General features: G+C 55.7%; 27 protein-coding genes and 1 pseudogene. 11 read left to right on the top strand and 17 right to left on the bottom strand.

The genetic code is table 11. The annotated features are described in order from the left end of the window. The first annotated feature begins 97 nt into the window (after positions 1–97). Complete coding sequence (locus ACYX4K_RS02780) at positions 98–484, top strand: DUF2750 domain-containing protein (protein ID WP_475093628.1); 387 nt, start codon at positions 98–100, stop codon at positions 482–484. Positions 485–502: 18 nt separating this feature from the next. Here the strand turns inward: ACYX4K_RS02780 and ACYX4K_RS02775 are convergent, their stop codons facing one another. Next, positions 503–742 (bottom strand): HP1242/YdcH family protein, encoded by a 240-nt coding sequence (locus ACYX4K_RS02775; protein ID WP_475093629.1) that lies wholly within the window; start codon positions 740–742, stop codon positions 503–505. Positions 743–938: 196 nt separating this feature from the next. On the opposite strand from ACYX4K_RS02775, the gene ACYX4K_RS02770 reads away from it, so the two are divergent. Beyond that, on the top strand, positions 939–2,414 hold the full coding sequence (locus tag ACYX4K_RS02770; RefSeq protein WP_475093630.1) for a DUF3360 family protein: 1,476 nt from the start codon (positions 939–941) through the stop codon (positions 2,412–2,414). Positions 2,415–2,966: 552 nt separating this feature from the next. Here the strand turns inward: ACYX4K_RS02770 and ACYX4K_RS02765 are convergent. Next, entirely contained in the window at positions 2,967–3,134 is a 168-nt protein-coding gene (locus ACYX4K_RS02765; RefSeq protein ID WP_475093631.1) for a hypothetical protein, read from the bottom strand. Positions 3,135–3,393: 259 nt separating this feature from the next. Here ACYX4K_RS02765 and ACYX4K_RS02760 point away from each other — a divergent pair, with 259 nt between their 5' ends. Both ACYX4K_RS02760 and ACYX4K_RS02755 read left to right on the top strand, forming a co-directional pair. Next, positions 3,394–3,681: a type II toxin-antitoxin system RelE/ParE family toxin gene (locus ACYX4K_RS02760; protein ID WP_475093632.1), complete on the top strand. Its 288-nt coding sequence runs from the start codon at positions 3,394–3,396 to the stop codon at positions 3,679–3,681. Position 3,682: 1 nt separating this feature from the next. Next, complete coding sequence (locus ACYX4K_RS02755; protein ID WP_475093633.1) at positions 3,683–3,970, top strand: addiction module antidote protein; 288 nt, start codon at positions 3,683–3,685, stop codon at positions 3,968–3,970. Positions 3,971–4,110: 140 nt separating this feature from the next. On the opposite strand, the gene ACYX4K_RS02750 is transcribed toward ACYX4K_RS02755, so the two are convergent. From ACYX4K_RS02750 to ACYX4K_RS02740, 3 genes are read right to left on the bottom strand one after another with little or no spacing between them, the layout of a single operon-like run. Continuing rightward, positions 4,111–5,112: a helix-turn-helix domain-containing protein gene (locus ACYX4K_RS02750; RefSeq protein ID WP_475093634.1), complete on the bottom strand. Its 1,002-nt coding sequence runs from the start codon at positions 5,110–5,112 to the stop codon at positions 4,111–4,113. Next, positions 5,102–5,392: a type II toxin-antitoxin system RelE/ParE family toxin gene (locus tag ACYX4K_RS02745; protein ID WP_475093635.1), complete on the bottom strand. Its 291-nt coding sequence runs from the start codon at positions 5,390–5,392 to the stop codon at positions 5,102–5,104. Before ACYX4K_RS02745 ends, ACYX4K_RS02750 begins: the two co-directional genes overlap by 11 nt. Beyond that, entirely contained in the window at positions 5,389–5,640 is a 252-nt protein-coding gene (locus ACYX4K_RS02740; RefSeq protein WP_475093636.1) for a type II toxin-antitoxin system ParD family antitoxin, read from the bottom strand. Before ACYX4K_RS02740 ends, ACYX4K_RS02745 begins: the two co-directional genes overlap by 4 nt. A gap of 303 nt (positions 5,641–5,943) precedes the next feature. Between ACYX4K_RS02740 and ACYX4K_RS02735 the strand changes: the two are divergent. After that, a pseudogene (locus ACYX4K_RS02735) lies at positions 5,944–6,254 on the top strand (transposase domain-containing protein); the annotation flags it as partial. Positions 6,255–6,385: 131 nt separating this feature from the next. Here the strand turns inward: ACYX4K_RS02735 and ACYX4K_RS02730 are convergent. Further along, positions 6,386–6,778, bottom strand: coding sequence for a pilin (locus ACYX4K_RS02730; protein WP_475093637.1), 393 nt, complete (start codon positions 6,776–6,778; stop codon positions 6,386–6,388). A 424-nt stretch (positions 6,779–7,202) separates the two neighbouring features. Between ACYX4K_RS02730 and pilB the strand changes: the two genes are divergently transcribed. From pilB to yacG, 6 genes are all read left to right on the top strand, one after another. After that, positions 7,203–8,915, top strand: a complete 1,713-nt coding sequence (pilB, locus tag ACYX4K_RS02725; RefSeq protein WP_475093638.1) for a type IV-A pilus assembly ATPase PilB — start codon at positions 7,203–7,205, stop codon at positions 8,913–8,915. Between the two features lie 33 nt (positions 8,916–8,948). Continuing rightward, positions 8,949–10,169, top strand: a complete 1,221-nt coding sequence (locus ACYX4K_RS02720) for a type II secretion system F family protein (RefSeq protein ID WP_475093639.1) — start codon at positions 8,949–8,951, stop codon at positions 10,167–10,169. A 2-nt stretch (positions 10,170–10,171) separates the two neighbouring features. After that, on the top strand, positions 10,172–11,056 hold the full coding sequence (locus ACYX4K_RS02715) for a prepilin peptidase (RefSeq protein ID WP_475093640.1): 885 nt from the start codon (positions 10,172–10,174) through the stop codon (positions 11,054–11,056). Between the two features lie 94 nt (positions 11,057–11,150). Continuing rightward, a complete protein-coding gene (locus ACYX4K_RS02710; RefSeq protein ID WP_475093641.1) occupies positions 11,151–11,351 on the top strand; it encodes an addiction module protein in 201 nt (66 codons plus the stop codon). A gap of 300 nt (positions 11,352–11,651) precedes the next feature. Continuing rightward, positions 11,652–12,266: a dephospho-CoA kinase gene (gene coaE / locus ACYX4K_RS02705; protein WP_475093642.1), complete on the top strand. Its 615-nt coding sequence runs from the start codon at positions 11,652–11,654 to the stop codon at positions 12,264–12,266. A 20-nt stretch (positions 12,267–12,286) separates the two neighbouring features. Then, positions 12,287–12,520 (top strand): DNA gyrase inhibitor YacG, encoded by a 234-nt coding sequence (gene yacG, locus ACYX4K_RS02700; protein ID WP_475093643.1) that lies wholly within the window; start codon positions 12,287–12,289, stop codon positions 12,518–12,520. Between the two features lie 151 nt (positions 12,521–12,671). Here the strand turns inward: yacG and ACYX4K_RS02695 are convergent, their stop codons facing one another. From ACYX4K_RS02695 to rlmN, 11 genes are all read right to left on the bottom strand, one after another. Continuing rightward, on the bottom strand, positions 12,672–13,169 hold the full coding sequence (locus ACYX4K_RS02695; protein ID WP_475093644.1) for a protein disulfide oxidoreductase: 498 nt from the start codon (positions 13,167–13,169) through the stop codon (positions 12,672–12,674). Further along, positions 13,166–13,888: a tRNA (N6-threonylcarbamoyladenosine(37)-N6)-methyltransferase TrmO gene (gene tsaA, locus ACYX4K_RS02690; RefSeq protein WP_475093645.1), complete on the bottom strand. Its 723-nt coding sequence runs from the start codon at positions 13,886–13,888 to the stop codon at positions 13,166–13,168. The genes ACYX4K_RS02695 and tsaA overlap by 4 nt, the downstream gene beginning before the upstream one ends. Positions 13,889–14,032: 144 nt before the next feature. Continuing rightward, positions 14,033–15,490 (bottom strand): NAD-dependent succinate-semialdehyde dehydrogenase, encoded by a 1,458-nt coding sequence (locus ACYX4K_RS02685; RefSeq protein ID WP_475093646.1) that lies wholly within the window; start codon positions 15,488–15,490, stop codon positions 14,033–14,035. Positions 15,491–15,673: 183 nt separating this feature from the next. Beyond that, positions 15,674–17,068, bottom strand: a complete 1,395-nt coding sequence (der, locus tag ACYX4K_RS02680; protein WP_475093647.1) for a ribosome biogenesis GTPase Der — start codon at positions 17,066–17,068, stop codon at positions 15,674–15,676. A 240-nt stretch (positions 17,069–17,308) separates the two neighbouring features. Then, positions 17,309–18,493, bottom strand: coding sequence for an outer membrane protein assembly factor BamB (bamB, locus tag ACYX4K_RS02675; protein ID WP_475093648.1), 1,185 nt, complete (start codon positions 18,491–18,493; stop codon positions 17,309–17,311). Next, positions 18,490–19,233, bottom strand: coding sequence for a YfgM family protein (locus tag ACYX4K_RS02670; protein WP_475093649.1), 744 nt, complete (start codon positions 19,231–19,233; stop codon positions 18,490–18,492). The genes bamB and ACYX4K_RS02670 overlap by 4 nt, the downstream gene beginning before the upstream one ends. 89 nt (positions 19,234–19,322) lie before the next feature. Further along, complete coding sequence (hisS, locus tag ACYX4K_RS02665; protein WP_475093650.1) at positions 19,323–20,585, bottom strand: histidine--tRNA ligase; 1,263 nt, start codon at positions 20,583–20,585, stop codon at positions 19,323–19,325. 213 nt (positions 20,586–20,798) lie between these two features. Then, positions 20,799–21,920 carry a flavodoxin-dependent (E)-4-hydroxy-3-methylbut-2-enyl-diphosphate synthase gene (gene ispG, locus ACYX4K_RS02660; protein WP_475093651.1) on the bottom strand — a complete coding sequence of 374 codons (1,122 nt, stop codon included), beginning with the start codon at positions 21,918–21,920 and terminating at the stop codon, positions 20,799–20,801. Between the two features lie 264 nt (positions 21,921–22,184). Next, entirely contained in the window at positions 22,185–23,243 is a 1,059-nt protein-coding gene (locus tag ACYX4K_RS02655) for a RodZ domain-containing protein (protein WP_475093652.1), read from the bottom strand. Beyond that, positions 23,233–24,015 carry a type IV pilus biogenesis/stability protein PilW gene (gene pilW, locus ACYX4K_RS02650; protein WP_475093653.1) on the bottom strand — a complete coding sequence of 261 codons (783 nt, stop codon included), beginning with the start codon at positions 24,013–24,015 and terminating at the stop codon, positions 23,233–23,235. The genes ACYX4K_RS02655 and pilW overlap by 11 nt, the downstream gene beginning before the upstream one ends. A gap of 81 nt (positions 24,016–24,096) precedes the next feature. Continuing rightward, positions 24,097–25,242: a dual-specificity RNA methyltransferase RlmN gene (gene rlmN, locus ACYX4K_RS02645; protein ID WP_475093654.1), complete on the bottom strand. Its 1,146-nt coding sequence runs from the start codon at positions 25,240–25,242 to the stop codon at positions 24,097–24,099. Between the last annotated feature and the right edge of the window lie 9 nt (positions 25,243–25,251).

Below are 25,251 nucleotides of genomic sequence, written 5' to 3'. Positions count from 1 at the left end.
CTCTGAGCAACCCGCGTGGCGCATAATCGACAATTCACCGGACCGCAACAATGTCCGCGCCACCACAACAGCAGCGAAGCGACTGAGAAGTAAGACTATGAGCAATGATCACCTGGAGAGCGTACTGGAACAGACCTGCGAAGAACGCTTCGAGTACTTTCTGGACCTGGTGGGTGAAGAGCGGGAAATCTGGATACTGATCAACAGCGACGAGCACTTCCTGAAGCTGCACAGCGAAGAGGATGGCGGCTTTGAGTATCTGCCCGTCTGGCCAAGTGTCGAATTCGCCGAGACCTACGCAGCAGCCGATAGCGACCTGAAGCCCAAAAGCATTCCCCTGCCCCAGTTCCTCAACCGCTGGCTGCCCGGACTGAAGAAAGACGGTATAGAGGTGGGGGTTTTTCCCGGTGCCGATAACAGCGTATGGATCACCGAACCCGCAGACCTGGAGAAGGACCTGCGGGATGAGCTGAACCGGTTTTAAGCCTGGAGTTGGATTCCCTCAATGCGCGTGATTTTTCGCCTGCATATACAGCTGGTCTTTTAAACGCGCACGCTCCGTCTTCAGCTCCCTAAAATGGTGATCATCCGTGGCCACACCCCGCTCTTCAAGCCCACGGATGGTCTTGTCCAGCTTGTGGTAATTGTCGTGGTCATTCTTGTACTGGATGCTGTCCTGAACCAGGTGGCGGATACTGTCGGCGAGGTCGGGGAATTCGGTGGCTAGAGTGCGCATGGTCATTGGCTGGGCTCCTCGTGGGTGGAGATTCACCTGTTCATTCTAGTGTCGAAGCGCGAGCAAACCACAAATCAGGCGACACCTACCTATATCAATCTATAACGGGCCTCAATTCGTCTAGCTCAACGGACTCGCGTCTATAGTTCTACCTGAAATCCTCTATCCCCAAACTAAATTGGAACAGGCGAAGGATCCCGTAATGACCGAGCCTCTGGTCGAGAGCAGCTATCGAGCGCAGCGCAAACCGAGATCCGCGTTCACGACTCGTGAAGAGTACCTTGAGCACGAATTGCAAATCATGGCCCCGCGCCGCTGGGCCCCCAATTACCCGTTCCGCGACTACCGCTTTGAGTGGGAAGACTGGATCCCCGCCATGGCAGCCACCATCGGCAAAGTCGTCATGGTGGCCGCCATCGTGGCGGCATTCGCCACGCCGCTGGGACTGTCCGCAGAATTTATGACGGAAAACATTCGCTTCGAAATGTTGATCGCCGCGGCTCTGTTCGCCTTCTTCCTTTCCGGATTCCTGAACCCCACCGCCAATCTTCCCGGCACCCACGGCCCCCTGATCCCCATGATTCCGCTGGTGGTTGCCTCCGGCGGGCACCCCATGGCACTGGGGATCATGATCGGGATACTGGGCTTTATATTGGGTATCACCAAAGGCGGAAGCCTGCTCACCAGGCTGACCAGCAACGGCGTGGCCGGTGGTCTGCTGCTGTATCTTGGGTTTATCGGCGTAACCAGCCAGGTGGGGCGCCTGTTTACCTGGGCGGAAAGCTTCGACAAAGGATACATCGCGTTCGTCGTACTCCTGGCGACCATCGTGATGTACGCCCTGCTCGAGCACTTCCGCAAACGCTGGCTGGCTATTCCACTGGGTTGCCTGCTGGCAGGCATTGTGGCTTTTGCATTGGGCGCACCGTTCGAATTCACCACCGAACCCGGCCTGCCCAACATGAACCCGGCGTACTGGTGGGGAGAAAACACCGGCTGGCAACTGGGCCTGCCGGATTTGAAGGCCTTTCTCGCCGTCACCCCCTTCGCCATTCTGGCGGTCGCCATGTGGTCCCCAGACTTTCTGGGCCATCAGGTATTTCAGAGGCTCAATTACCCGCCGAGAACCGACCGGGTAATCATGAATATTGACGACACCATGATCGGTGCGGCAACCCGGCAAACGGTCGGTAGCCTGTTGGGAGGCGCCAACATCACCTCATCCTGGGGAACCTATATCGTACCGGCCGCCATCGCCAAGCGCCCCATCCCGGGCGGCGCCGTGCTAACCGGTATTCTGTGTATCGCTACCGCTTTGCTGGGCTACCCAATGGACTTGGCGGTTTGGCCACCAGTGCTGAGCATTGCCCTGGTCGTGGGCGTATTCCTGCCACTCCTGGAAGCCGGCATGCAAATGACCCGCAAAGGCAAAACCACAGAATCCGCCGCGGTAGTTATTTTCGCCTCCGCTATCGTCAACCCGGTGTTTGGCTGGTCCCTGACAGTGCTCTTGGACAATCTGGGCCTGATCGGTTGCAAAGAGCGGGGGCAGGAGCTGGGGCACGCTGGCCGGTGGATTATTCCCGGTGTTGTTTTTGCGCTGCTGTGCGTTGTGATGTTGGCGATTGGTATGTTTCCAGGTGTTCCGGCGATGGTGGAAACCTTTAGAATTTCATAGTCATTATGAGGTTCACCGCGAACAACATTTAGCACCCGGTGCAACTCACTATCGCAGCGGGTGCAATATAACCAGGGCTGTGTGTCTCCAAACCCGACACCTCACCAACCCTTGACCGGAATACGGTTATGTCAAGATTTGACGCCGGCGAATTATTCAAGCCGCCAGATTTACAGGCGCTCGAAAAAGGAGGCTTTTTTTCTCGATTTCTTCGTGAAAAGCATCCGGCAACAAGGCCCAATCATGCACTTCAACCAGAATCGGAATGTTACTTTGGCTCAGGGCCTCTTTAAGCGCCCCGAGGCCAGATAAGGGCGCAGAAAGATCAACTGGATTGCGAAGCACCAGATCCAGGTCACTGCCTTCATGGGCCCCGCCTACCACCCGGCTACCACTCGGCTACCGAACGCCCAGACTTCAGCCTCCGGGACCCGCTCATCGAGAATTCGCAACACGCCTTCCGCGTATCGCGGCAACTGATCAAGCCTGGGTGTCATCAGTCATCTCCGACAATGCCTTTTGTCGCGGACTCCCTGAAAATGCCTTCAACGCCTATCTCAACAACTTTCCCGATGCTTCCAGCGACAGCTCAAAACTCTTGATGGCGGCATTACGGAATAGATCGTATTGAACACTGCCCGGCGTTACTTTACCCAACTCCTCGAGCGCAGCAGCCAGTGTATCCACCGTCCGGCACAGATGATCCACGTTTAGAGTCATCTTCCCTTCCAAGAGTCACAAAAATCGCCTTCCGGCCGATTATAGTGCTTACTCACTTAGTCACAACGGGTTCCAGCCGACGCACAGAGCCATGACTCACAGGTCAAAATTAGCCTCACCCCCCGTCCTGTAGCCTTCACCCCTGCCGCGTCATACAGGCGACTCAATTCGGCGCTTCCCGCCATCTTCTCTTTTATCCGCCGCACCACCATTCCTTCCAGCTTGCCCACCTGTAGTCATTAAACTACAATTCATCGGCATGGAAATTAAGCAAACGGACACATTTCGGAAGTGGGAAAGCGGCCTCAGAGACCAGAGGGCTAAAGCCCTGATTGCCGCCCGTATATTCAGGCTGGCCAATGGTCTTTCAGGAGACGCCAAGCCAGTGGGTGATGGCGTTAGAGAAATTCGTATCCACCATGGCCCCGGATACCGCATATATTATCAACAACGTGGAGACACCCTTGTCATACTTCTAAGCGGTGGTGACAAGAGCTCTCAGCAAAGAGATATCGCCACCGCCAAGCGGCTGGCAAAGGAGGTTTAAAATGGCTGAAAAACTTTACAATTACGACCCTGCCACGGCGCTCGACAGTCCCGAGGCCATCGCCATATTCATGGCGGACGCCTTTGAATCCGGTGATGCCGCCTACATTGCCAAAGCCGTAGGCGTAGTAGCCCGCGCCAAAGGTATGTCTGAAATTGCCAAAGAAACTGGCCTTTCCCGCGAACAGCTGTACAGATCCTTCAGTGAAAAGGGAAACCCCACATTGAAAACGACACTTGCAGTACTGCGCGCCCTGGGTGTTGACATGACGGCGCGAGTACACCATTAGCAAGACTAAGGGCAATTCGCCAGGCGGTAACAGCCCCGGGGATAACGAATAGAAGCCCACTAGCTCCTCCCCCGCCTCTCCGATCACAGATGCTTCAAGCCGATACCAAGAATCATGCCCCAAAGATCAAAAAATCAACCTCACAACCCGCTTCCCGGAACTTTCGCCCTTGCCACTTCAAACAGGTGACTCAATTCCGCACTTCCCCTCACCTTCTCCTTTATCCGCCGCACCGCCTGGCTCACCGCACTGTAATGCACACCACCGAACACCGCGCCAATCTCCGGCAGCGTCATCCCCGCCAGATCCTGACAAAGCCACATAGCCACCGCCCGCGCCGGGTTCGCGCCAGAGCGTCCAGGCCCTGAGCGCTTATAAAGGTCGTCAGCCTGCCGCTTAAAAACCGTTGCAACAGCCTCCACGATCGTCACATATCCAACCGAAACCCCGCCATCAACGGCCATGCCACTCACCTCGGGCGGTATTTCACCAAGCCGTGAGCGCATTTCCTCCTGAAACACCTCACCGCCAAGAAATGGCGACTGCCGCTGACGCTCGTAAAATGCCGCCACCTCCTCATCCACCCCCTGCTCCACAAACTGCCGGTAGCCACGGAACTTGTCCCGGCGGCCCAACCCGGCATAGGTAAAATCCCGATACAGCCAGTCTGGCGATTTGCAAAGATTGAGGTACGCGGGATAGCTGGACCAGGGGTATTCCTCCAACTGATCCACCAGCGGGCGGCGTGTCTCAATTGGATTGCGGTGGATATATCGGGTTAGCGACAGATGATACTGATCCGCCTCCACCAGAATTGCTTTATAGCGCCCCCGAAACAATGGGCCATCTCGCCCCTGCAGCCGGTTAAAGCGCTGCGTGTAAACACCGTTGATATGGCGCATCGCCCGGCTGAGATTGCCTAGTGGGGTATGCAGAAGCAGATGGTAGTGGTTGCCCATTAGACAGTAGGCGTGCACCTGAACCTGAAACCGCTGATGGGCCTCAGCAAGCGTATCGAGAAACGCGGAATAGCAATCCGCATTGAGAAAAGTTTTCTGCCGGGCCAGGCCGCGATTCATCACGTGGTACCAGGCTCCGGGGTATTCGAGGCGTAGTGGTCTGCTCATCTCCTTAATTCCCACGGCTCCAATCCTCGTGGCCGTGCCGGACACGCACGATTAACACCTCCTCATCAGAGCATATCGAATATACGACTAAATGTGACCCTACAGGATGAATTCGAACAGGAGGTGAAATTTCATTTCTGACGGATGCCACAAGTGGATTTTCAGACAGGAATAAAAACGCCTTCTCCAATTGCGAGTGGTAAAGCTCCGCCTGGGGCAGCCCAAATAGTTTTACCCCCTCAAGAAAAATATCGACAACATCTTCTTCCGCCTTCTCTGTCAGGCGGTAACTCACTGAGCGTCCCCGCCCTCTAATTTTCTCCGTGCGATCACCTTTAGCACCTCCATGCTCTTATCTCCAACCCCGCTTTCAAAACCCTCGGAAACCAACGACTGCATGTTCGCAATTTTGAGAGCTCGCTCCTGATCCCGCCGAATCAAGTCCCTCATATAGTCACTACTGTTACTGTAACGGCCCGAATGCGCCTGTTGCTCCACCCAGCGCTTCAGCCCTTCGGGCAGAGAGATATTCATTGTGGCCATACCAGCCTCCACTATTTGGCAAACTTTGCCAATTATAGCCAACCTGTTGCCAGCGACCACCCCCGAAAAGTATCACCCTTGCACGTAGCAGCCACGATGCCATCACTTTTAGCCGAAGCTAAGCCTTCGAGAAGTGGGGATCTACCGGTAACCACGAGAACACTATGCCTCAAGGGGTTTAGACGCAGTAATCCGATTAAGGAGTAATAAGATCGGTCAAAATACTGTTATGTCAAGATTTGACCCCTACTACCTGACCCCTACTACCCATGACCCCTACTACCCTATTGCCTACTACCCTACCGGTACACCGAAGATGGCCGCCTGCCATCGACAACAATGCAACCGAAAACGCCATACGCCCGTTCGTGATCGGCCGCAAGAACTGGTTGTTCAGTGATACTCCGAAAGGGGCAAAGGCCAGTGCCGCGCTGTATAGCCTGATTGAAACGGCCAAACTGAACGGCCTTGAGCCGCATGAATATCTGGCTGCGATTTACAGCCATCTGCCACAAGCCGAAACGGTCGAAGCCATCGAGGCATTGCTGCCGTGGAATGTCAGGGCTGCGGTGTCACTGGAAGCTCGAGCTGCTGTCCAGGGTGGGGAAGACTGATCGCTTACTAGCCTTGTACTATGCACTAAAAGAAAAATTCGAAGGAACAAAAAAGCCCTGCAAAAGCAGGGCTTTTTTGTCAGCTAATAGTCAAGTTCAAAACTCGAGCTCTTAACTTACATAAACTCAATTTACAGACCTGCGCCGCTAGCACACTGGGCATCGTCAGCACCGGAACCGGTGGAAGCTGCGGCGAAAGTCACAGCACCAGTGTCGGTGAAAGTTGCAGTTACGGAGCAATCACCATCATCGAAAGTCAGGTCTGAAGCGGTATCCAGAGCCGGGTTGGTAGTGGAGGTAACAATAGTGCCATCAATCTCTGCGGCCAAAGAGGCACAGCCGATGCCAGTCTGGATACATGCCTGCGCTTTTTGCACGTAACCATTAACACCTTTCATGGCTGCACCGCCATGAGAGTTTGCTACATAATCCTGGTACGCGGGAATCGCAACCGCAGCCAGAATACCAATAATCGCAACTACGATCATCAATTCAATTAGAGTAAAACCCTGTTGCTTTTTCATTGTAACCGTCTCCATACAGACTGTTGTTTTTAAGTGAAATCCCGTGAGGAAGTCGGAAAGTACAATACCGGGTTTGTGGTAAAACGCGCAAGCAGTAAGGGGCTAGTGAATAGGCAGAAAACTGGCTCCCCCCCCAAAAAAAAGGCTGCAACACCACCCAAATGGACAAATAACGAACAATCCTGACCTACAGTGACGAATATTGTCAGCTAGCGAGCACTTACAATCAAAAACTTGAATCTACCGTTTCCCTAAACGAGATCTTTATAGGTTTCTTTAACTAAACCCCGTAGCGCTGTGATCCAATTGTCTTTTAACATTTGGCGGTCAGGTGTTATTTCGCTATATTGGAGCACTGGCCGTTTAGTTTAAAAAAGCGCCGAAAGAGAACAAAAAACACACAACAATTGCGAATCGACTTCTAATGAGCAGCACCCCTTTGAGCGGACTGGCAAAGCGCCTGGTTATCGACAAGGCCATCGACGAAGCCACCGCGCAATCAGCACTTCAAGCGGCAAAACGCGAGCGCCAAAGCTTCGCCCAACATGCAGTTGAAACCAAGCTGATCAAAAGTCGAGAGCTAGCCGATATTGCCAGTCAAGCGTTTGGCTCCCCTCTGTTTGACCTGTCTAGCTATAACTTCGAATTGCTCCCCAAAGGCATAGTTGACGAAAAGTTGATCAGCAAACATTTTGCTTTGCCACTTTACAAGCGAGGCAATCGACTATTTGTAGCCGTTGCGGACCCTACCAATCTCGCAGGTCTGGATGAGATAAATTTCAACACAGGTCTCAATACAGACGCAGTCCTTGTAGAGGCCGATAAACTTACCAAGGCCATCGAGAGCTACATGGCCAACAGTGGGGACGTTAGCGGTGGACTACAAGGACTGGACGACGAAGACCTGGATAGTCTAGATGTAGAATCCGGTACCCCCCAACGGGACGACGAGAGCGACCCTGGTGGTGATGAAGCCCCAGTTGTGCGATTCGTAAACAAGGTCCTCCTAGATGCTATCCGAGGCGGGGCATCCGACATTCACTTTGAGCCCTATGAAAAAAGCTATCGAGTGCGCCTGCGGACAGATGGCATTCTACATGAGGTGGCAAAACCACCTATTCAATTAGCTAGTCGCCTAGCTGCACGCCTGAAAGTTATGTCCAAGATGGATATTTCTGAGCGTCGGGTGCCTCAGGACGGCCGCATAAAGATGAAGCTCTCTAAAACCAAGGCGATCGACTTCCGGGTCAACAGCCTGCCCACCCTGTGGGGCGAGAAAATCGTATTGCGGATTCTGGACCCCTCTTCGGCCAAACTGGGAATTGACGCTTTAGGTTACGAGGAGAACCAAAAGAAAATCTATCTCGATGCGCTGGAGCAACCCCAGGGAATGATTCTGGTTACTGGGCCCACAGGCTCCGGTAAAACGGTGTCTCTCTATACTGGGTTAAATATCCTAAATACAGCTGAGCGCAACATTTCGACAGCCGAAGACCCTGTAGAGATTAACCTGGAGGGAATCAATCAAGTAAACGTCTCCAGCAAGGTTGGACTGAATTTCGCCGAGGCTCTACGGTCCTTCTTGCGACAGGACCCGGATATCGTAATGGTCGGCGAGATCCGGGATCTAGAGACAGCGGAAATCGCAATTAAAGCCGCACAAACTGGGCACTTGGTGCTTTCTACCCTGCACACGAACTCAGCACCTGAAACTCTGACGCGTCTGATGAACATGGGCGTACCTACGTTCAATATCGCCACATCAGTTAGTGTGATCATTGCCCAAAGGTTGGCACGTCGATTGTGCAACGAATGTAAAAAGCCGATTACTTTGCCAGAAGAGGTTCTACTTGAGGAGGGATTGGACGAAGTAAATATCCCTAAATCTGAGTGGCAAGTCTACCAACCAATTGGCTGCGAGCACTGCTCAAAAGGCTATAAAGGACGCGTAGGAGTATATGAAGTGGTTCGCATTACCGACGGAATTTCGCGCATTATAATGGAAGGCGGTAATTCAATTCAGATTGCCGACCAGGCAAAAAAAGAAGGCTTCAATAACCTACGCATCTCCGCACTACGCAAAGTAGTGATGGGAGTTACCAGCCTGGAAGAAGCCAATCGGGTAACAAAAGATTAACAGTGAACTCAAATAAGAATCAGGATTACCAACATGGCCAATGCCGCCAACGCAACAGCTACCACATATACCTACAAAGGCGTGGATGCCAAGGGCAATAAAGTCGAAGGCGAAACAAGTGGCGCCAGCCCGGCGCTGGTCAAAGCACACCTTCGGCGCAAAGGCATAATCGCCAATAGAGTGCAAAAGAAAGCCAAACCATTATTTGGCGAAAGTAAAAAAATATCCGCAGGCGACATAGCCTTATTTACGCGCCAACTCGCAACCATGATGAAGGCCGGTGTACCTTTGGTCCAGAGCTTTGAAATCGTAGCGGACGGTTCCGATAATGCGGGACTTAAAAAACTCATCCTTAGCATTCGCGACGAAGTCGCGTCCGGAACTAGCTTTGCAAATACACTACGTAAACACCCGCTCTTTTTTGATGAACTTTTCTGTAATTTAGTGGACTCCGGCGAACAGTCCGGCGCCCTCGAAACTATGCTGGATAGGATTGCAACTTATAAAGAAAAGACTGAGTCACTAAAAAAGAAAATCAAAAAAGCAATGACATACCCAGTTGCGGTTGTAATCGTGGCGATCATTGTTACAGCAATTCTACTAGTTAAAGTGGTCCCAACATTTGCCGAGACTTTTTCCGGGTTTGGCGCGGATTTACCTGCCTTCACCTTATTTGTTCTAGGTATTTCTGAGTGGATGCAGGCAAACTGGTGGATTGCAATGCTGGGTACTGTGTTTTCTGTGGGCGGAATAGTCGAAATGAAAAAGCGCAATAAATCTATTGCACATTCGTTCGACCGTCTTGCTTTGAAAATACCGGTACTTGGCCAAATAACTTACAATTCTATTTCTGCACGATATGCCCGTACGTTATCCACAACTTTCGCTGCAGGCGTGCCGTTAATAGACGCGCTCAAATCAGTCGCAGGAGCAACTGGCAATATCGTCTATGAGGAAGCCACCCTTAAAATTCGCGACTCAGTAGCAACCGGCCTTCCTTTGAATGTAGCCATGAGTGTATCCAAGCTATATCCGTCAATGTTGGTGCAAATGACAGCCATTGGTGAAGAAACAGGCGCACTTGATGACATGCTGAGTAAAGCTGCAGATTTCTACGAAGAAGCAGTCGACAATCTCGTTGACAACCTTACTGCGCTGCTGGAGCCGATGATCATGGCAGTCCTTGGTGTACTTGTCGGAGGACTATTGATCGCTATGTACCTGCCGATTTTCCAACTCGGAAAAGTAGTTTAATAATGACCGAAATACTGATTTCTCACCCAGCGCTGCTAATTAGCAGCGCTTTTGTTTTAGGCCTGCTAATCGGCAGCTTCCTCAATGTGGTTATCCACCGCCTCCCCATTATGATGGAGCGGGAATACCAGCGAGATTTCTACGCCTACTTTGAAAAAACACCTTCACCTGAAGATAAGAAGCTACTCGATCAAAAATATAACCTGGTTCTCCCAAACTCACACTGCCCTGGCTGTAATCAAGAAATTAAGCCCTGGCAGAACATCCCTATCATCAGCTACCTGTTACTGCGCGGGAAATGCAGTAACTGTGGCATTCGTATTTCCAAGCGTTATCCACTGGTAGAGCTTGTCACTGGCATTCTCACTGCCGTGGTTGTCTGGCAGCTGGGCTTTACCTGGCAGGCGTTGGCAGGGGTGTTTTTTACCTGGGCGCTGGTGGCACTGACCGGGATTGATTTTGACAAGCAGCTTCTGCCAGACAGCATCACCTTGCCACTATTGTGGGCAGGCCTGCTGATTAACCTGTGGGGAGTTTTTGCTCCGCTTCAGGATGCGGTGATTGGGGCGATTGCCGGTTACCTTGCCCTGTGGAGCGTGTTCCACGTGTTTAAACTGGTAACCGGTAAGGAAGGCATGGGCGCCGGGGATTTCAAAATTCTCGCAGCGATCGGGGCCTGGTTTGGCTGGCAGGTATTGCCGTTGGTGATTCTGCTTTCTGCGGCAGTTGGCGCTCTGGCAGGTATTACCTGGACCTTGATTTCCGGGCGTGACAAGAATCTGCCTATCGCCTTTGGCCCCTACCTTGCCGGCGCGGCGTGGATTGCCATGTTGTGGGGTGAGCAGATTATGGGGTGGTATTTCCGTGTTTCTGGTCTAAATACCTAGCGGAATGGCTCTGCGACCTCTTGCAAGAGGAGGTTAGGGTAAGATTACTAATCGGTATATAATTTACCCAACCATACAGCGAGTGGAGAAACCTGTGGAAATTCAACAACTTAGTGTTAGTGAACGCATAGTTCTGGCACAGGAGCTGTGGGAAAGTGTGCTTGCAGAACAAAACAAAATTGAATTGAGTCAGGCCCAGAGAGGTGTACTCGATGCCCGGCTTGCCGCTTACGAAGTAGATAGCAACCCTGGCTCAGATTGGGAGTCTGTCAAAGCTCGTATTACTCGAAAGTAGTGGCATATTCACTTTATATCCGCCCTGTTGCTGAGGCGGATTTGACTAACGCGTACGAGTTTTACGAAGAGTGCCGCGACGGCTTGGGGCCGGATTTCTTGCTTTGTGTTGAGGAGGGGTTTTCGAGAATTCAGCATAGTCCCGTGTGTACACAAAGACATTCGCCGCCTTCTAATCCACCGCTTTCCTTATGGAATATTCTATACCGCTCGTGGCTCACGCTTAATTGTGCTCGCAGTGCTCCATTGCGCTAGAGCTCCAGCAATCTTGAAAGCACGCACGTAGAGGGTGAGCGCGCACATGTTTATTGTTGGCCTGACAGGTGGAATTGGCAGTGGCAAATCCGCAGCGGCGGCTCGTTTCCGGCACCACGAGGTCAATGTGGTGGATGCGGATCAAGCGGCACGGGTGGTGGTTGAGCCTGGGCGGCCGGCGCTGGATGCCATTGCGGTGCACTTTGGTTCGGAAGTGATCTTGCCCCAAGGTGGGCTGGATCGGGCCGCGCTACGCAAGCTGGTGTTCGACAACCCCGAAGAACGACGCTGGTTGGAACAACTGACTCACCCGCTGATTAGAGAGGAAATCATTTCCTCTCTGGCCGCCAGTTCAGAAACCCACTCCGCGCCCTATGCCATTTTTGAAACCCCGCTGCTCCTGGAGACCAGCCAGTCTGAGCTGGTGCAACGAGTTTGCGTTGTGGATATCCCGGAAGTGCTGCAGCTGCAACGCGCCAGTGCGCGGGATGCCAACTCCGTGGATCAGATCCGCAAAATCATGGCTGCGCAAATGTCGCGACAAGAGCGATGTGCAAGGGCGGACGATATTCTGGATAATAGCGGCTCACTTGAATCCCTACACGCCCAGGTGGATACGCTTCACCAGAAGTACCTTCAACTGGCCACCCACTCTCAATAGTCGTCGCAATAGCTGTTCTTATGTCTGACCGTCCTTCCCCCGATTCTCATTCCGACAAACCCACCGTAGCCTGCCCCACCTGCAAAAAGCCGATGGAGTGGAGCTCCTCCAATCCTTACCGGCCGTTTTGCTGTGAGCGCTGTAAACTGATTGACCTCGGTGAGTGGGCCAGCGAGGGGCACAAGATTCCGGGGCAGCCGGTGTTTGATGATGTGATGAGTGAGGATTTGGATCCTAGCAAGACGCGGCATTGAGACCGCCTCGTCATCCCGGGCTTGACCCGGGATCCAGTGTGGCCGGGAGGGTCTGAGGAGCTGGATGCCGGATCAAGTCCGGCATGACGAGAGAGGATCAAGTCCGGCATGACGATAGTGGATCGATTCCGGCGTGACGGGTTCGCGCAACTCAGTTGGCTAGCCAGAGTCTGGCTTTGAGCCCGAGTCTTGATGTCATCCCCGAGGTCACTGTGCTGACCTTTCCTTCTGTATCTACAATCGCAATGGTCGGGGTTACCTGTAGGCCCCAGCTTGCACTGAGGGCACCGGCGGGGTCGTTGATGGTACGGAAGTTAAGGTTGTGTTTTTGCTGGTAGTTGGCCACTTCATCCGGGGTGCCGGACTGTAGGGCGATAGTGATTACCTGGTGGTTTGTGGATAACTCGGAAACTGCCGGGGAGACGACACGGCAGTAGCCGCACCAGGTTGCCCAGAAGTAGATGAGTACCGGGCCTTGTTGGGTCATCTTCTGCAGGTTGATGGGCAGGCCGTTGATGTCTGGGGCGATGAGTTCCGGAGCCAGGCCTTTGGGCATATTGCGGCTGTGGTACCAAGAGACGGCGGTAACCACTAGCGCGGCTAAAAGAATAAATTTGGCCAGTGACCAGATTACCCGTTTCGCACTCATCGCTCTACACTCTCGGACAATACGCTGAGCCCCACGACCTGAATGTCATGACCTTCGTAACGCCATTGCAGGTTGAATCCACACAGCTCCATACCGTAAACCCGCTCGGGGTCTGGCTTTTGATAGGCAGGCTTGGGGTCTTGTGCGAGTACTTGAGTAATCAATTCCAGCAAATCTGTTCCCCAGACGTCGCGATAGTTTTTGGCAGAGGAACGAATATCGGCGGGGATAGTTACATTGACGGCAGGAGGCGCTGATTCGGCCAGTTCGCTGGAGGCATTCGGTACGCTGTCGGCATAGGGAATATAGGGCTTGATATCCAGAATCGGGGTGCCGTTTAGCAAGTCGGCGCCGGCGACGATCAGTTCGACTTTGGTGCCCGCTTTTTCATCCGCCACCCGAACTTCGATCAGGCGAACTACCGACAAACCAATATTGTTTGGACGGAATGGTGAGCGCGTGGCGAACACACCGATTTTTTTGTTACCGCCGAGGCGCGGTGGACGCACTTTGGGGGACCATTGGCCGGCGACCTGGTGGAATTGCCAGGTGAGCCACAGGTGGCTGTGCTGTTCCAGGCCAACGACGGCTTCGGGGTCGTTGTAGGGTGGCAGCAGTTCGATGGATGCGCGGCTGGCATCCGCCAGCAGGGGCTGGCGGGGGATGCCGAATTTTTCCGTGAAGCAGGAGTGGGTGGTGGCGATGGGAGTAATGTTCATTCTATTTTGTACGTCATCCCGTTACCGGATCGAGTCCGGCATGACAAAGCGATCCGGGATCCAGTGTTGGTGGTACGAAGCGGCCTCGGTGCCAATGCTCTGGATACCGGCATTCGCCGGCATGACGCGCGGGTATGACGAGCGCTAGATACCACCCATACACAGGTATTTGATTTCCAGGTAGTCGTCGATGCCGTACTTGGAACCTTCGCGGCCGCTGCCGGACTCCTTGATGCCACCGAAGGGGGCCATTTCATTGGAAATGATGCCTTCGTTGATACCGACCATGCCGTACTCCAGGCCTTCGGCGACGCGCCAGATACGGCCTATATCTCTTGAGTAGAAATACGAAGCGAGACCGAACTCGGTGTCGTTGGCCATCTGGATGGCTTCCTGTTCGGTTTTGAATTTGAACAGGGGCGCGACCGGGCCGAAAATTTCTTCTTTGAACAGGCGCATGGTGTCATCGGCGTCCGCCAGTACGGTGGGGGTAAAGAAGCACTCACCCATTTCGCTGGGGCCGCCGTCGATCAGGGCTTTGGCGCCTTTGCTCAGGGCATCTTCCACAAGGGCTTTTACATCGTCTACGGCACCCGAGTTGATCATGGGGCCGACTTCGATGCCCTCTTCCGCGCCATTGCCCATTTTCAATTCATTAACCGCGGCGGAGAATTTTTTCGCGAATTCTTCGTACACGCCTTCCTGCACCAGAATGCGGTTGGCGCACACGCAGGTTTGGCCGGCGTTGCGGTATTTACAGACGATGGCGCCTTTTACGGCTTCATCGATATCCGCATCGTCGAATACGATAAACGGTGCATTGCCACCGAGCTCCATGGAGGTTTTCTTCATGGTCTCGGCACACTGGGCTTCCAGTTGCTTACCTACTGCGGTGGAGCCGGTGAAGGTAAATTTCCGCACCAGCGGGTTGGACGTCATCTCACCGCCAATTTCCCGGGAGCTTTTACCTACCACCACATTGAATACACCTTTGGGGACGCCAGCTTTTTCTGCGAGCACGGCGAGGGCCAGGGCAGACAAAGGGGTTTCCGACGCGGGCTTGGCGATAAAGGTACAACCGGCGGCGAGTGCCGGGGCGACCTTGCGCGCGATCATAGCGCTGGGGAAATTCCATGGGGTGATCGATGCGGTGACGCCAACCGGCTGTTTGATGGCAACGATGCGTTTGTCTTTGGATGGCGGCGCGATCACATCGCCGTAAGCGCGCTTGGCTTCCTCGGAAAACCATTCCAGATAGTTGGCGCCGTAGGTGATTTCGGTTTTGGCTTCCGCGAGGGGTTTGCCCTGCTCTGCGGTGAGAATCGCGGCCAGATCGTCGACGTTTTCGATAATCAGGTTGTACCAGTCGCGCAGGACTTTTGCACGCTGTTTGACGGTGAGTTCGCGCCAGGCGGGCCAGGCTGCGTTGGCGGCCTCGATAGCACGGCGGGTTTCATCGGCGCCGAGGCTGGCGATGGTGGCGACGGTTTCGCCGGTAGCCGGGTTGGTGACATCCAGAGTGTTGCCGGAGTCCGCATCCAGCCATTGGCCGTTGATGTAGGATTGTTTGCGTAGGAGGTCAGGATTCTTGAGATTTAGCATTTGGGGCCCTTTCCTTGTGGTTGCCGGCAAGTTAGTGGGCGGCGCAGCTAGCTGATAAATATGCACCAGCTAGCTGCGCCTTAGCATCGAAGTTTGTGCCCGCTATTTTAGTCTCAGGCTGATTTCTCTGCCCTTACCTAAAGGGTATTGCGGCGCCCCTGCGCCGCTTCAACCGAATCGTACTTATTTCTTTTTCTTCACGAACTTCATCAGGCGGCGCTTCTTGGCTTTCTGGCGGTCGCTCAGTTTGTTTTTCTTACCCGCGTAGGGGTTGTCACCGGTGCGGAATTCAATTTTCACCGGCGTGCCGTGCAGGTCCAGAGCTTTGCGGTAGGTCTTTTCCAGATAGCGGACGTAATGATTGGGCACCTGCGCGGTCTGGTTACCGTGGATCACGATCACCGGTGGATTCTGGCCACCGGCGTGGGCGTAGCGCAGTTTGATGCGGTGGCCGTTGACCAGCGGTGGTTGGTGCTCGCTTACCGCCCACTGCAGGATACGCGTCAGGTGGTTGGTGGAGAGCTTGTCGGTGGCGGACTGGTATGCGGCCTCAATGGACTGGTACAGGTTGCCCACACCGGTGCCGTGCAATGCGGAAATAAAGTGAATATCCGCAAAGTCAACAAAGCGCAGGCGGCGCTCCAGTTCGGTTTTAACAAAGTCGCGATGATCCGGGTCCAGACCGTCCCACTTGTTCAGAGCCACAACCAGTGCGCGGCCGGACTGGATGACGGTACCCATCAGGTGCAGGTCCTGATCCACCAGGCCTTCACTGGCGTCGATCACCAGCACCACGACGTTGGCGTCTTCCACCGCCTGCAGGGTTTTGACGATGGAGAACTTCTCCACGGATTCCTTGACGTTTTTACGCCGGCGGATACCTGCGGTATCGATGATGGTGTAGGGCTTTTCATCGCGGGTGTAGTTGATATACACGCTATCCCGGGTGGTACCGGGCTGGTCGAAAACGACGACGCGATCTTCACCCAACAGGCGGTTTACCAGGGTGGACTTGCCCACATTGGGGCGGCCGACGATTCCGATCTTGATACCGGTGGCTTCGTCGGGCTGCTCTTCTTCCGGAGGTTCTGGCAGGTCACCTACTAACCGCTCCATCAGGGAGCGCACACCGCGACCGTGAGTGGCGGTAGTGGGGAAGAGCTCGCCAATACCCAGCTCGTAGAACGGCGCCAAGGCGATATCCGGGTTTACCCCGTCTACCTTGTTAGCCACGAGAATGGTGGGCTTGGAGCGGGTACGCAGGCGCTCGGCGATCATGTCATCCGCAGGGGTCAAACCGGCGCGACAATCCACCATAAACAGGACGAAGTCCGCTTCCTCGATGGCCTGCATGGATTGCTGGGCCATGGCGGCGTCGATACCTTCTTCACCACCACTGATACCACCGGTGTCCACCAGGATCATTTTGTGGCCTTCGAATTCGGCCTCGCCGTATTTGCGGTCGCGGGTGAGACCGGCGTAGTTGGCTACAAGGGCATCACGGCTCTTGGTCAGGCGATTGAACAGGGTGGATTTACCCACATTGGGGCGCCCTACCAGGGCGATTACAGGCAACATAATTCAAATATACTCAAAAACTGGCGGGTTGTTTTGGGCCCGACCAGAAATACGAACGCCCGCAGAATGCGGGCGATTGTTTAAAACCGGTGTGGTTTTGTCGTCGTCTTCCCGGGCTCGACCCGGGATCCAGTACGGATTCTGGACCCGCGCCGAGGCACCGGGTACCGGATCGCTTTGTCATGCCGGACTCAATCCGGTACCGGTATGACGAATTCGTCGGTAGGACGAGATTCGAAATCAGCGCTCCAGGCGGAGGGCGGCCAGCTCACCGTCGTCGGACAGGGCGAACAGCAGATCGCCGTCCGCCAGCAGTGGAATACGGATCGGATCGCGGTCGATGCGGGTGCGACCCACGAAGCGGCCGGTGTTTGGATCCAGGGCGTGGAGGTAACCGTCCAGGTCACCTACAACCACCACATCACCAAAATACGCGGGGCCACTCAGCTCACGGCGCAGCAGCTCGCTGTTGGTCCATTGAATCTGTCCATTACCCACATTGTAGGCGTGGACACTGCCGTCGGCACCGCTCAGGAATACCTGGCCGGCGCCCACTGCCACACCATGGTTGGTGGAGGCGTCACGGGCCCAGAGGCCACGGCCATCTTCACGGGACAGGGCAACCACGCGGCCCTGGTAGCTGGCAGCGAACACCAGCTCACCACGCACCAGCGGCGCGCCGTCGATATCCACAACGCGCTCCAGTTCTGCAGAACCCTGAGGAATGGCCACTCGCTGTTCCCAGCGAGTAAGACCATCTGTGGCGCTCAGCGCAATCAACTTGCCATTATCCAGGCCGGCGAACACCACGCCACCGGTAATTACCGGGCTGGAGGTACCGCGCAGGGTCAATACCGGCAATGCGGTATTGTGGCGCCAGCGCTGCTCACCCGTGCTGGCGTCCAGCCCGAGGAGCTTGCCGTCGACGGTTTGTACCACCACCATACCGGCGCCAACAGCAGGAGTTGCAACGACTTCGCTGCTGAGCTGGGTATTCCAGCGCTGTTCACCGGTGTTCAGGTCCAGCGCCACTACACGTCCGCGGAAATCCGCGACCACTGCCAAACCCAGGCCAACCCCTACACCACCACCAATGGATTGATCCACATCGGTTTTCCACAGGCGCTTGCCAGTGGCGCGATCCAGAGCGTACACATCGCCATCGCTGTTGGCCGCAATGATCTTTCCGTCGATGATGCCGGGCTTCAGCATGGCGTAGCGAAGAGCATCAATATCACCGATATTGGTGGACCACACTTCGCGCAGTTTTACACTTTCATGGATCTCAGTGAGCTCCACCGGGTCTGTGTCTTCCTTTTCATCATTGGAAGCACAGGCACTGATCATCGCGGCCAGGGCCACGGCAAGAAATCGGTTGAGTGTCTTGCCCGCCGCGAAGCGGTTACCGGTGTACGTGCTTATCATTGCGCGTTGTTCTCCATTTCTGCATTGTCTGAATCGTTGTCGGATTCAGACACCGGTGCGGCGTCCTTGGTTTCATCTGTTTGCGGCACTTCGCCGAGACTTTCGATTTTCAGGTCCAGCAGACGGGTGTTGGCGGCCTGCTCAGGCAGGATTTGCGCGCGCGCTTCCTGATAGGCCGCGCGGGCGGCTTCTTTCTCGCCCTGCTGTACCAGGATATCGCCGCGGGTCTCAGCATAGAGAGAGGCAAATGCCGGCGGAACATCACCGTCCAACAGCTTTAATGCTTCATCGGTTTCACCGCGAGCGGCTTTCACCGCCGCAAGGCGGCGTTTGGCCACCAGTTTCAGAGCCTCGTCACTGGAGTTATCCAGCGCCCACTGCAATTCTTTGGCCGCCGCTTCCAGATCATTTTCTTTCGCCGCCAGTGCCGCCAGTTCCAGGGAGGCCTGGGTGGCGTAGATACGCTTGGCGTAGTCGTCTTTCAGCTCGCGGGCGAGGGACTGGGCAGTGGTGAGTTGCTTGTTATCCGGGTTGCCCTCATTGGCGGAAACGGCATCTACAAAGCTCTGGTACACATTGGACGCCGCCTCTGCATCACCGCGCTCTTTTCCCTGCCACCACTGCCAGCCGAAGTAGGCAGTCAGCGCCAGTACAACGCCGGTTACGATGCCGGTACCATTTTCTTTCCACCAGCGCTTGATGGATTCAATCTGTTCTTCTTCTGTCAGATGGTCTGCCATTTGTTATTTGCCTTATTCCCGATACCAGGTCTTGAAACGTTGATCTTTTATCTTCTGCGCGACGCGGGCCAATACCCGTTCGCGGCAGATTAATTCTGCAAAAGCGCCGCGAGCTCGGAGACCGCAACGGTCTGCTGCTCGACCTCTGCGCGCAGGGACTTAACCGTCACCTGCCCCGCAGCCGCCTCGTCTTCGCCGATGATCAGTGCGTAATCCGCATTGCTCTTGTCGGCCTTCTTCATCTGGCTCTTGAAGCTGCCGCCACCACAGTGGGTCTGCAGGCGCAACCAGGGCAGATCACTGCGCAGCTGCTCGGCCGCGGCCAGGGCGGCTGATTGTACATCACCCACGGCCACCAGATAGGCATCCACCTGCTGATCCAGGGTGTCTGGCAGCACTTCCAGGGTTTCCAGTAACAGCACCAGGCGCTCCACACCGAGGCCGAAACCTACTGCCGGGGTGGGTTTGCCGCCCATCTGTTCCACCAGGCCGTCGTAGCGGCCGCCGGCACAGACGGTGCCCTGGGCGCCGAGGCTATCGGTCACCCATTCGAAAACCGTCTTGCCATAGTAGTCGAGACCGCGCACCAGGCGCGGATTCACTTCATAGGTTACGCCGGCCGCATCCAGGAAGCCGCGCAGCTGGTCGAAATGCGCGCGGGATTCGTCGTCGAGGAAGTCCAGCAGACAAGGGGCCCCTTCCAGCAGAGCCTGGGTATCCTGGTTTTTGCTGTCGAGAATCCGTAGCGGGTTCTTGTCCAGCCGGCGCTGACTGTCTTCATCCAGCTGATCCTTGCGTGCAGACAGGTATTCCACCAGTGCATCGCGGAAGGCTGCACGGCTTTCGCTGTTGCCGAGGGAGTTCAGTTGCAGAGTGACATGCTCGGATACGCCCAGCTGCTTCCACAGGCGCGCGGTCATCATCAGGATCTCCGCGTCGATATCCGGACCTTCAATGCCGAACACCTCCACGCCAAACTGGTGGAACTGACGCAGGCGGCCTTTCTGCGGGCGCTCGTAGCGGAACATGGGGCCGAAGTACCAGAGGCGCTGGGGCTGAATTAGCAGGTTGTTCTGGATCGCCGCACGCACGGTACCGGCGGTGCCTTCCGGGCGCATGGTGACGCTGTCGCCGCTCTTGTCGTCGAAGGAGTACATTTCCTTTTCGACGATGTCGGTGGCCTCACCGACGGCGCGGGCGAACAGCTGGGTCGCTTCCAGAATCGGCGTGCGGATTTCGCTGTAGCCGTAGCGGGCGAAGAGCTCACTGAGGGTGCTTTCCACGTATTGCCACACCGTGGACTGGGTGGGCAGCAGATCATTCATGCCGCGGATGGCGCGAAGTTGTTTCAACGGGTGTCCTTAACGTCTTTTCTGTCGTCATGCCGGCGGAGGCCGGTATCCAGTTTCGGAGCTGGATCCCGGATCGAGTCCGGGATGACGATGTATCTAAAATTCTGCTGTGCCGTCATACCGGCGGAGGCCAGTATCCAGTTTCGGAGCTGGATCCCGGATCGCCTTGTCATGCCGGACTTGATCCGGTACCGGGATGACGGGATGCCTAAATTACTCGGTGGTTTCCTTGGCGATGATGCTCGCTTCCTGGGCCTCTTTGGCAGCGGCCTTTTCGCGGATCAGTTTTTCCAGGTCTTCCACCAGGTTCTCATTTTTGAATTTGCGGTCCGGTTGGCCATCCACGTAAATCGCGTGGCTCGGGGTACCGCCGGCGAGGCCGATATCCGCCTCTTTTGCTTCGCCCGGGCCGTTCACGATACAGCCGATCACCGCCACATCCAGCGGAGTGGTGATGTCTTCGAGACGGGTTTCCAGTTCGTTCATGGTTTTCACCACGTCGAAGTTCTGGCGCGAGCAGCTGGGGCAGGCAATAAAGTTGATGCCCTTGGTGCGCAGGCGCAGGCTCTTCAGCAGGTCCCAGCCGACTTTTACTTCTTCCACCGGATCCGCGGCGAGCGATACGCGCAGCGTATCGCCGATACCGTCCAGCAATAGGGCACCGAGGCCGATGGCGGATTTGACGGTACCGGAGCGCAGGCCACCGGCTTCGGTAATACCCAGGTGCAGCGGCTGCTCAATCTGGGAAGCCAGTTTGCGGTAGGCGGCGGTGGCCATAAAAATATCCGAGGCCTTTACGCTTACCTTGAAGTCCTGGAAGTTCAGGCTGTCCAGGATGTCTACGTGGCGCAGAGCGGATTCCACCAATGCATCCGGTGTGGGTTCGCCGTATTTTTTCTGCAGGTCCTTTTCCAGGGAGCCGGCGTTGACGCCGATGCGGATCGGGATATTCAGATCCCGCGCCTTGTCCACCACCGCGCGGATACGCTTTTCACGGCCGATATTGCCCGGATTAATGCGCAGACAATCCACGCCCAGGTCTGCGACACGCAGGGCGATGCGATAGTCGAAGTGGATATCCGCCACCAGCGGTACAGCCACTTGCTTTTTAATCTCGCCGAAAGCTTCCGCAGCCTCCATGGACGGGACCGACACCCGCACGATATCCGCGCCCGCCTTCTCCAGGCGCTGAATCTGGTCCACCGTGGCGGCCACATCGCAGGTCTCGGTGTTGGTCATGCTCTGCACGGAGATGGGCGCACCACCGCCGACCGGCACATTGCCCACCATGATCTGGCGTGACACGCGGCGAACTATGGGTGACTCGAACTGCATAACAGAACCTGCGTTGGCTTTAAGCGGGTGTGGGTGACGGTAAAAAAACGGGGAGATTATAGATAGATTGGGCGCAAACCTACAGGCCACCTCATAGAATCTACTGCGCGAGTGCCTGGCGGCCCCCGGCGGTGCTGGTGCGCCAGCCCGGTCAAATGCTCATGTATTAACCATACACTCCGCTTTCTGCGCTCCGGCGGGCACCACCAGGCACCCGCTCGCTACGATTCTAAGAGGTCGCCGCACGACCAAGCCGACTTAGCTTCAGCCGCCCACAGTGAGCTTACGGGTGCGGCGATTGCCCAGCGGGGCGCTGTCCACCACTTCACCGGCATAGCTGACAGTGGTGGCGGCGGCATTGCCCAGCATCAGATTAAAAGGTGCCTTGCCGGTCAGCTCAACGGTCGAACCGGCAGGCTGCAGCTTCGCCAGCAGTTTATTGCCCGTAGCATCGGTTACTTCCACCCAGGACTCTTCGCTGAATGTCAGCGACAGCTCCTGACCCGGCGCGATGTTTGCAGCGGTCTCTGCGGTGATCGCAGGTGCTTCCGCGACCGCAACGGGCTCATGACTCGCTGCGGGCTCAACCACTACAGATTGGGCTGCAGTTACTGTGTCGGGTTCTGCAATCGCTTCGGAAGACGCATTTTCAGCAACCTCCAGTTCTGCACCGGTTTGTGGCAGATCCTCAATCTCGGAAGTAACCTCCACCGCGCCCTCATCAACTGACTTTGGCTCAACGGGTTCTTGGTCAACCGACCCTGATTCAGCAGCAAACGACTCAAATTCGGGCTCGACATCCTCCACCGGTAGCGGGTTCGCCTCGGTGGTAAAACTCTGCTCAGAGGTTGCCTCGACAATCGCGGGGTCGACCGCCGGCGCGGTACTTCCGCCCTGCAGGCCAAACCACCAGAAGCCACCCGCGGCCGCAATGGCCAGCACCAGCACAGCGGGCCCAAATAGTGAGCCTCCCTCGCTTTGCTGAGCGCCACGGGGCATTACAGCACCGCGAGGCATTTCCGGCACGTGGACCGCCGCCTGCGAGGGCACCTGCTGCGCAAAGGCATCCAGCACCGGGGCGCAATCCAGGCCCAGCTCCTTGCACGCATTGCGAATATAACCACGCACATAGGTGGCACCGGCTAGGCGGGCAAAATCGTTCTGCTCCAGCGCTTCCAGCTTGTCTGACGTCATGCACAGACGACTCGCCAGCTCATCAATCCCCAGCCCGGCCTGCTCGCGGGCAAGGCGTAACTGGTCACCGACGGATACGGAATCGACGGCCTCCTGGACCGGCTCTGAAATCGGATTATTACTGCTCATTTTCGGCCATCATCTGCTGATATTTCAGCGTTTCCGCTGAATAGGGAAAGAGGTTCTTTAACGCCAGGGCGTAACTTCTTTCCTTGTCACGATTGCCAAAGATTTTTTCGATGCGGATTCCCAGCCACAGGGATTGCGGCACCTGCCGGTTCTTTTCACTGAAGCGATCCAGATATTGCTTGGCCTGGGTGTAATCCTGCTTCTCGAACTTGAGTTCGGCCAGTTCGAGCAGCGCCACAGGCAGGCCGGGGCTCAGCGACAGCGCCTTGGTAAACGCCTGCTCGGCTCCCTCCAGTGCGTGCAATCGGAGCTCGGCGCGGCCCAGATTGGCCAGCGCATACGAGCGACGATTGTAGGTCAGGTCCTCAGAGGCGACCTTGAACTGCTCCCGAGCCTCCTGATACCGCTCCTGCTGGTAAAGGAAAACGCCGTAATTAACCCTGGCCATGGAAAAACTGCGGTCATAGCGCAGCGCTTTTTCGAAATGGGACTCCGCAACAGCCAACTCGCCATCCGCCTGATACAACAGGGCGAGTCCGTGGTGGGCCTGAGGGTCTCTCTTCCCCAGCTTGAGGGCTTCCTGGAAGTGATGGCGGGCCATCTCGCGGTTGTCGCTACCACTTTGCAGATAGCGCAGTCCGAGCTGGATATGGGTCTCACGGGCCTTGTCGAGGTCGACCTGCTTACCGGGACCGGTGGCAACACAGCCGCCCAACAGCAGGGTAATCAGTAATCCGGCAAGGAGGGCCGGATTGGAAATTCTTGCTAACACTAGCCTCACCTTATGGTTATAGAGTGCGTACAGCCTCGCACGCCAAATCCATTCGGCAATGCCCGAAAGCAATCGGAGCCGTTATGCCTGGTTGACGATTTTTACCGGGCGCTCGGCGTTGCGATAACGCTCGGAGCGGCGGGTGCGGTCGTTTACCTGGCCGGCCAGCTGACCACAGGCCGCGGCGATATCATCACCCCGGGTGGTACGCACGGTTACGGTATAGCCTTTGTCCAACAAAATCTGTTGAAAACGTCGCAAAGCGTTGTTGCTGACCCGCTGATAGTCGGACAGCTCAAACGGATTAAAGGGTATCAGATTTATCTTTACCGGCACATCACGCAGCAGCTCCGCCAGTTGTTCGGCGTGCTCGGGGCGGTCGTTGACCTCCCGCATCATGGTGTACTCGATGGTCATCTTGCGATGATTGTCCGGCATGTTCTCGATATAGCGCTTGGCGCTGTCGAGCAGCATGGCAATGGGGTACTTCTTGTTGATCGGTACCAGCTCGTTGCGCAGCTCGTCATTGGGCGCGTGCAGGGAGATGGCCAGGCTGACATCGGTCACTTCCGCCAGGCGATCCAGAGCCGGTACCACACCGGAGGTGCTCAGAGTTACCCGACGCTTGGAGATGCCGTAGGCATTGTCTTCCATCATCAGGTTCATGGAGTCGACCACGTTGTCGAAGTTGAGCAGGGGCTCGCCCATGCCCATCATCACCACGTTGGTCACCTTGCGCGGTCCGTTCGGCTGCAATTGGCCGAAGGATTTACACGCGATCCACACCTGACCGATGATCTCAGCGGCGGTCAGGTCGCGGTTGAAGCCCTGCTTGCCGGTGGCGCAGAAGCTGCAGTCCAGGGAGCAGCCCACCTGGGAGGACACACATAAAGTCCCGCGGTCACCATCGGGGATATAGACGGTCTCGATCACATTGCCGCCGGCGACTTCGATGAGCCATTTGCGGGTGCCGTCGGCGGAGTCCATCTGCTTGAGGACTTTGGGGGCACGGATTTCGGCGATCTCGGACAGCTTGGCGCGCATGGCCTTGCTGACATTGGTCATCTGCTCGAAATCATCCGCGCCATTCTGGTGAATCCACTTCAGGACCTGTACCGCGCGGAAGCGCTTTTCGCCCAAACCGGCAAAGAAGTCCGCGAGCTTGTCTACGGACAGCCCCAGCAGGTTCACTTTTTCGGTTTGTACAGCAGTTTGTACTTCGGTCATGGGTTCACC

It is taken from the genome of Microbulbifer sp. ABF4_107 (assembly GCF_056312215.1).
This window is presented reverse-complemented; position numbering and strand designations above follow the sequence as displayed.

What these genes read in the sequence shown, in the direction of transcription:
- rlmN (WP_475093654.1), bottom strand. Translation starts at nt 25,242, where the DNA reads ATGACCGAAGTACAAACTGCTGTACAAACCGAAAAAGTGAACCTGCTG.
- yacG (WP_475093643.1), top strand. Translation starts at nt 12,287, where the DNA reads ATGTCTGACCGTCCTTCCCCCGATTCTCATTCCGACAAACCCACCGTA.
- ACYX4K_RS02740 (WP_475093636.1), bottom strand. Translation starts at nt 5,640, where the DNA reads ATGGCCACAATGAATATCTCTCTGCCCGAAGGGCTGAAGCGCTGGGTG.
- der (WP_475093647.1), bottom strand. Translation starts at nt 17,068, where the DNA reads ATGTTGCCTGTAATCGCCCTGGTAGGGCGCCCCAATGTGGGTAAATCC.
- ACYX4K_RS02775 (WP_475093629.1), bottom strand. Translation starts at nt 742, where the DNA reads ATGACCATGCGCACTCTAGCCACCGAATTCCCCGACCTCGCCGACAGT.
- pilB (WP_475093638.1), top strand. Translation starts at nt 7,203, where the DNA reads ATGAGCAGCACCCCTTTGAGCGGACTGGCAAAGCGCCTGGTTATCGAC.
- ACYX4K_RS02720 (WP_475093639.1), top strand. Translation starts at nt 8,949, where the DNA reads ATGGCCAATGCCGCCAACGCAACAGCTACCACATATACCTACAAAGGC.
- ACYX4K_RS02760 (WP_475093632.1), top strand. Translation starts at nt 3,394, where the DNA reads ATGGAAATTAAGCAAACGGACACATTTCGGAAGTGGGAAAGCGGCCTC.
- ACYX4K_RS02765 (WP_475093631.1), bottom strand. Translation starts at nt 3,134, where the DNA reads ATGACTCTAAACGTGGATCATCTGTGCCGGACGGTGGATACACTGGCT.
- ACYX4K_RS02655 (WP_475093652.1), bottom strand. Translation starts at nt 23,243, where the DNA reads ATGAGCAGTAATAATCCGATTTCAGAGCCGGTCCAGGAGGCCGTCGAT.
- tsaA (WP_475093645.1), bottom strand. Translation starts at nt 13,888, where the DNA reads ATGAACATTACTCCCATCGCCACCACCCACTCCTGCTTCACGGAAAAA.
- ACYX4K_RS02685 (WP_475093646.1), bottom strand. Translation starts at nt 15,490, where the DNA reads ATGCTAAATCTCAAGAATCCTGACCTCCTACGCAAACAATCCTACATC.
- ACYX4K_RS02770 (WP_475093630.1), top strand. Translation starts at nt 939, where the DNA reads ATGACCGAGCCTCTGGTCGAGAGCAGCTATCGAGCGCAGCGCAAACCG.
- ispG (WP_475093651.1), bottom strand. Translation starts at nt 21,920, where the DNA reads ATGCAGTTCGAGTCACCCATAGTTCGCCGCGTGTCACGCCAGATCATG.
- ACYX4K_RS02715 (WP_475093640.1), top strand. Translation starts at nt 10,172, where the DNA reads ATGACCGAAATACTGATTTCTCACCCAGCGCTGCTAATTAGCAGCGCT.
- coaE (WP_475093642.1), top strand. Translation starts at nt 11,652, where the DNA reads ATGTTTATTGTTGGCCTGACAGGTGGAATTGGCAGTGGCAAATCCGCA.
- bamB (WP_475093648.1), bottom strand. Translation starts at nt 18,493, where the DNA reads ATGATAAGCACGTACACCGGTAACCGCTTCGCGGCGGGCAAGACACTC.
- ACYX4K_RS02670 (WP_475093649.1), bottom strand. Translation starts at nt 19,233, where the DNA reads ATGGCAGACCATCTGACAGAAGAAGAACAGATTGAATCCATCAAGCGC.
- ACYX4K_RS02730 (WP_475093637.1), bottom strand. Translation starts at nt 6,778, where the DNA reads ATGAAAAAGCAACAGGGTTTTACTCTAATTGAATTGATGATCGTAGTT.
- ACYX4K_RS02695 (WP_475093644.1), bottom strand. Translation starts at nt 13,169, where the DNA reads ATGAGTGCGAAACGGGTAATCTGGTCACTGGCCAAATTTATTCTTTTA.
- ACYX4K_RS02755 (WP_475093633.1), top strand. Translation starts at nt 3,683, where the DNA reads ATGGCTGAAAAACTTTACAATTACGACCCTGCCACGGCGCTCGACAGT.
- ACYX4K_RS02780 (WP_475093628.1), top strand. Translation starts at nt 98, where the DNA reads ATGAGCAATGATCACCTGGAGAGCGTACTGGAACAGACCTGCGAAGAA.